Consider the following 5,659-nt stretch of genomic DNA (forward strand, 5'->3'; position numbering starts at 1 on the left):
TGAGCCCCCGGCGAATCAATTGCGTGACGAAAATACCGTTCTACCTCGCCGTGGAGGTGTTCAGGCATCATGGAGCGGACGGTGCTGGCGACGTCGGCGAAATGCCGCTGTGCAGCATGTTCTGGATCCAACTCGAGACCGGCGAGTAGATCCTTGTGAAGATAGGTCACCGCATTACCGATTCTTTGTTCCCACAGATGACCCAGGCTGTGGGCCGGGTCAGTGGATACGATTAGCACTCTGCGGCCATGCTTTGCCAAAGCCAAGCCAACAGCACTTGCCATAGTCGTCTTTCCGACGCCCCCTTTGCCGCCAAAGAAGATGAGTCTACGGTCCGTTAACAACATGACATCGTATCCAGGGGCGAACGTTCCATGCCCATCCGGGTGTGCCATTCATGGAAGCGCTCATACATCACCGGCATCAGTTCGGCAGTGTAATACGTAGCAGGGTTGGGCACACCGAGAGCTTCCGAGAAAACCATCATCATAAATAGGTCTTCTTCGTCTCGGGCAGCACGAGCAAAGGTTTGCCGATACGGGCGCGCATAGAACTCATTCAGACCCTCCCCAAAGGCTTTCAAGCGCGCACTCCACCGGTTCCAGAACGAACCGGTGGAGTGTTTGAGCCAACTCATACGGAACTACCTGCGCTAATGTCTTCCATCTGTTCATCGAGATCTAACGGCTGGTTTCGCGTACGAACCATACTGCTGACCGCAGCTAGTACGACCCACACGGCCGCCATCAAAATAATCGCGTCGATGACGACTAGCAACCAGTTGCCTTCTGCAATGAACGTGCCCAACTGGATGATCGCCGCGTACATCGAAACGAAGAACACGAAGATCAACGGGATCAGCACCGGCCATACCGGCCGCTTCGTGCGCAAGAGGATGACAACAAGAATCGACATTGTCAACGCCGCCAACAGCTGGTTCGTAGTACCAAAGAGCGGCCAAATGATCATGCCGCCTCGACCATCGCCACCGGCCGAGAAGGCGAGGGCGAAACCGGTCAGCAGGACGACCAGTGTGGACATGAAGACATTGAGTTTAATGTTGAAGAGTTCGAATATCTCGGCGGTGACGAACCGCTGGAGACGAACTCCTGTGTCCATTGTGGTGGCGGCAAAGAGCACCGCCATCGTCGCAAGGATTGTAGCTGACAGGCTTTCCGGAATGGCTAGACCAGCGTTGAGAATACCACCACCAGCTTGCACGAAGGCAGCAGCTCCGCCCTCGTTGAAGGCAGAATATACTTCTTCCCAAGCAGCCAGGGTGGCAAAACCAGAGGTTGTAGCAACAATCGTTCCCAGTGCGAGTAGCCCTTCACCGACAGCACCGAAATATCCAACTAATCGGGCATCATTTTCGTTATTCAGCTGTTTGGATGAAGTACCGGAGGCGACCACCCCGTGAAAACCAGAAATAGCACCACATGCGACGGTCACGAACAGCAGTGGCATGATGCCCGGTGTTCCTTCTGGCACATTGTGGTTAATGGCGGGTGCCACAACAGTTGGGTTGGAGATGAAGATTGCTAAGTACAACAGGCCCAGCCCGACGAACAGCTGCAGACCGTTGATGTAGTCACGTGGTTGCAACAGCATCCAGACTGGCAGCAGTGACGCAACACCGGCGTAGAGGAACAGGACAATGATCCAAAACGCCGCTGATGACATGCCCAGGATAGTCTCTGGCAAAACGATCGGGAAAATGTCGCCAAGAATGATGAGACCATAAAGTACGGCAACACCGACAACAGAGACCAACGCCAGGTTCCACTTCATCCGGTAGATTGCTTGTCCGATGAGCAACGCAACAGCGATGGCACCCCAGGTTGGAATGACGGCGGTCGGCGTGGAAATCAGCAGGTCGGCGATCACCACGGCAAACACGGCGTTGACCATGAGAAGCAGGAAGAAGATAACGACCAAGAACAGAATCCGACCGGAACCTCCGATATAGCGTCCCGACAACGTTCCAATCGAACGTCCTTTATGTCGGGCCGAGGCCCACAGCGCCCCCATGTCATGCATACCGGCAAAGAACACCGTTCCCAGCGTGACCCATAAGAAGGCTGGCAACCAACCCCAGATCACCGCGACTGCAGGACCTACAATCGGTGCTGCGCCAGCCACAGAAGTGAAGTGATGACCCCACAAGACCCATTTATTCGCCGGAACGTAATCGATTCCGTCTCGATATTTGTGCGCTGGTGTCTCATAAGCTGGGTCGAGCTTATAGACCCGTTTTGACAAAAACTTGGAGTACAGGAAATACCCAAGCACCATCATCAAGACACCAACGATAGCCATAATTAGCGATTGCATTTCTCGACTCCTTCAGCGTGAGTGATGTCTGCAACTTATGCTAATCATCGCTGTAATGATTGTCACGATGTCGACTACGAAATACCGCTTGTCAGCGTAGTCTCACCGACAAGGTGAGCGCCGTCGTCCCTGTGGCATTTTGTCGACATCAAATATTCGACCGTCCTCGGCCAAAAGACCACCGGGGCTTGAACTCCTTGGACTATCAGTCGTTTGACCCGGTCGGTGAAGAAATCGGCCATTTCTGCCCATCCCTGACTATTCCCCTGGAGTCTCATTCAGGGTATTCTCATCCTGACAGGTGCCAAGAGAGCAATAACGATTAACTTTCCGGTGCGCTGATCACACCAGCCAGCACAATGCTCCGGAATACTCTGCGCCTTTCACTTGGAAGGGCTCCATGCACTCACACCGCTCACCGATCTCACGCCTCGATCAAATTCATCAAATCCTCGATAAGGCCTACCAACACCATGGTGGGACCCTCCTCGTGGATGGTCTATCCGGTATGGGAAAAACGTATTTTCTTCGACAACTGGCTGCCGAAGCACATCAACACAATCATTGGTCAGTGACCTTCGTCAACGCCGATCGCATCGAAAACGGCGAACCATATAGCTTCATTGAACGCTTCTTAGCAGCGGGTATCGCCCCCGATTGGGAATTCGAGCCAGATATCCAACAAAAGCCCATCGTGGTGGCACGCGACTGCATCCGGCGTCTGATGAAAACACTCCCCACCCAAGATTCAGGTCACATCATTATTATCGACGACGCACAATGGATTGATCCGGAATCCATTCGGGTGTTGCGCCATATGATCCCGCGGTTTAATCGGCGCAAAGTCCTCATCGCATGTGGCGCGCGAACACCACACGGGCCGTCTTCGCTCGGACAATTTCTGCTCGACTTCTCAGCAGGGCCTCAAGATAAACACATAGCGTTAGAACCCTTGACCGCAGACGATATTCGAGGGCTTGCATTTGCGCGTTTCGGGGTCAGTATTTCGACGTCGAATGCGACCAAACTGCAAGAGTTGTCGGGTGGCTCATTTTTAGGCGTCGATGCGATCTTCAATCAAGTCACTGAAGAGGAGGTTGAGAAGCTACACACCACCTGGAACATCCCGATCAGGAATGTCGATGTGAAAAATCCTTTACTTCGCCAATATGCCGACTTGAGCCAGGCTGCTCGATTAACCGCCCACATCGTATGCGTTGCTGAACATGAAATCTCACCGGAAATATTACGAACCGCCCTGGCACGTCTTGATATAGCCGCGGGGACTGCTGAAGCACTTCGTTCCGGGATTATCCGAGAATCTGACTTCGGACGATCCATAGTGCCCAGTCATGACCTGGTGGCAGCGGCCATGCGTGAGACCGTCGATCCGGTATTTGCTCGTCGAATCCATCAAGTCCTGGCAGATCTTACTGATGGATTCCGTTCTATTCGGCATCTGCTCAAAGGTTCGGAGACGTGGCGCCCGCAGCTCAAGGAACAGGTCGCAACTTACCTCGCCCAGGCCACAGACCACCTGCTTTATGCTAATGCTTCAGAGATCTTGCGCATGGCCTTGAAGTTAGTCAATCAGCCAGCAGAACGTCAGCAGCTGATCACCGAGCTCGTGTTGATCAATATCCGTGCCAAAACCGGTTACCAATGTTTGGATCTGCTGCCCGAAATCGAAGCCATGCCGCACAGTATCCTTGGGGAATTCATGGCCGTGATGCTCAGGGTTTATCTGGTGGAAGAGCAATTCCCACACCAACGAGTCCAGGCAATCCTTGCCGCACCGGCAACAACCCCCGATGAGATGGCGATCCAAGCATTTCTGTCGTTCATGATGGTTATGATGACTATGCGCAGTCCCGACCGCACTGGCTTACTACAGCTCATCCCCATGGCCCAGCAGCTACTCGCCCGCGGCCCGGATCATCCCGAAGAACTCATCGACCAGCGGCTGTCATGGATGGTCACACCGCAAGAAACCACACTACTGTTGGAGTGCTACAAGATCGTGCAGTGGCACCTCAATGGGGACATCGAGACCACAGACCAGGTGCTACCAGACCTTATCCAACGTGTTGCAATACTCGACGATAGCCCTGCCAAGATTGACTGCTTGGTTCCGCTTGCCGGTGCGGCGATGGCAACCGGCGATGCTGTACTCGCTCAGGAACTTTCAGCAAAAGCAGTTGGACTCTTGGAACGCGTTCCGGGTGATCCGTGGGCTGCTGCCACACCGCGCATCATTCTGGCGCATTGCCACATCCTATTTGGCAACTACACATCGGCTACGCGTATTCTGGACGATCTCGAAGAAGTCAGCCACGAAGCGCTGGACTTGGAATCACGGCTCACCGCGGCAGCACTCCGAGCGATTATCGACGTCGTCACCGGCGGTCAACACTACGAACAATACCTCTCCCACGCGACGCGTTCAGCCGAGCTGCATTGGGAACACTATGGTCGTGATCTCAACGTGATGGCTCAGCTTGAGATTGCCAGAACGCAACAAGATTATACCGACGTCGTTGCTTCAGCATCCCGGCCTGAACTGGCCACATTTGCAAACACTCAGCGCGGTTACCTCACTTATAAGGCACATGCTTTGATCTCGCTGAAGCAACTCGATAAGGCCCGGGCATTAGTCAACCAGCTGCGTTCGGAACGTGGCAGCACTTGGTTTGAGTACTGGGGCAGTCTGGATTGGTTGGAGGCTCGGATTGCCGGTGCCTTCGGCGACGTCGAAAATGCTACCGCGCATTTTATAGCCGCGCTTGCCCAGCGCAGTTTCCCCCTGCCACATGCGCTCACCAGTGTGGATTACGGGGAGTTGTTATTGTCGTCCGGACAGGCTCAACAAGCCGAAGCAGTACTGCGAAAAGCCGTTGCCACACTGAAAGAAATTGGTGCTCAGGCCTACCTTGCCAGCGCCCAAGACCTCTTACACCGTGCGGCTCAAACGACTCGCGATATGACATCGCAGGTATTGACTACGATGACTGACCGGGAACAGGAAGTTGCCGCATTGCTGGCCGATGGTCATTCAAATAGGGCAATCGCGGACCGATTAGTCATTTCGGAATCCACCGCGAGATTTCACGTGTCCAATATTCTGCGCAAGCTCCAATTGAATTCGCGTGCAGAAGTTCCACAGTTCTTGCAACAGCTCAGCCCGCAGGAAACCTCCGGGCCGAGTCGTAAGAAGAACCATTAGCGCTGTGGACGGCCCTGCGGCATTTCGTTGGCGGCAACGGCCGGGAATGGTTTGCCGTCATTGTATTTATCCTCGACACGCTGGACTTCTTTCATGACCGCA

General features: G+C 53.9%; 5 protein-coding genes. 1 reads left to right on the plus strand and 4 read right to left on the minus strand.

The features are described 5' to 3' along the window. The 3 genes from K8V32_RS05255 to K8V32_RS05265 all read right to left on the minus strand — a co-directional run. Positions 1 to 284 (minus strand): ArsA family ATPase (locus tag K8V32_RS05255; RefSeq protein WP_303903965.1); only part of this gene is annotated, 284 nt, incomplete at its 3' end. Positions 285 to 337: 53 nt separating this feature from the next. After that, complete coding sequence (locus K8V32_RS05260; protein WP_303903968.1) at positions 338 to 637, minus strand: cory-CC-star protein; 300 nt, start codon at positions 635 to 637, stop codon at positions 338 to 340. Further along, positions 634 to 2,334, minus strand: a complete 1,701-nt coding sequence (locus tag K8V32_RS05265; RefSeq protein WP_303903971.1) for a carbon starvation CstA family protein — start codon at positions 2,332 to 2,334, stop codon at positions 634 to 636. The genes K8V32_RS05260 and K8V32_RS05265 overlap by 4 nt, the downstream gene beginning before the upstream one ends. A gap of 400 nt (positions 2,335 to 2,734) precedes the next feature. On the opposite strand from K8V32_RS05265, the gene K8V32_RS05270 reads away from it, so the two are divergent. After that, on the plus strand, positions 2,735 to 5,557 hold the full coding sequence (locus K8V32_RS05270; RefSeq protein ID WP_303903973.1) for a helix-turn-helix transcriptional regulator: 2,823 nt from the start codon (positions 2,735 to 2,737) through the stop codon (positions 5,555 to 5,557). Here the strand turns inward: K8V32_RS05270 and K8V32_RS14725 are convergent. Then, positions 5,554 to 5,659, minus strand: a 106-nt coding sequence (locus K8V32_RS14725; RefSeq protein WP_524536692.1) for a ParB family protein, incomplete at its 5' end; no start/stop codon positions are given. The genes K8V32_RS05270 and K8V32_RS14725 overlap by 4 nt on opposite strands.

The sequence above is a fragment of the Enteractinococcus helveticum genome (genome assembly GCF_020742345.1).
Lineage (GTDB): Bacteria > Actinomycetota > Actinomycetes > Actinomycetales > Micrococcaceae > Yaniella > Yaniella helvetica_A.

Coding starts and splice junctions, on each gene's coding strand:
- K8V32_RS05260 (WP_303903968.1), bottom strand. CDS start 637: ATGAGTTGGCTCAAACACTCCACCGGTTCGTTCTGGAACCGGTGGAGT.
- K8V32_RS05265 (WP_303903971.1), bottom strand. CDS start 2,334: ATGCAATCGCTAATTATGGCTATCGTTGGTGTCTTGATGATGGTGCTT.
- K8V32_RS05270 (WP_303903973.1), top strand. CDS start 2,735: ATGCACTCACACCGCTCACCGATCTCACGCCTCGATCAAATTCATCAA.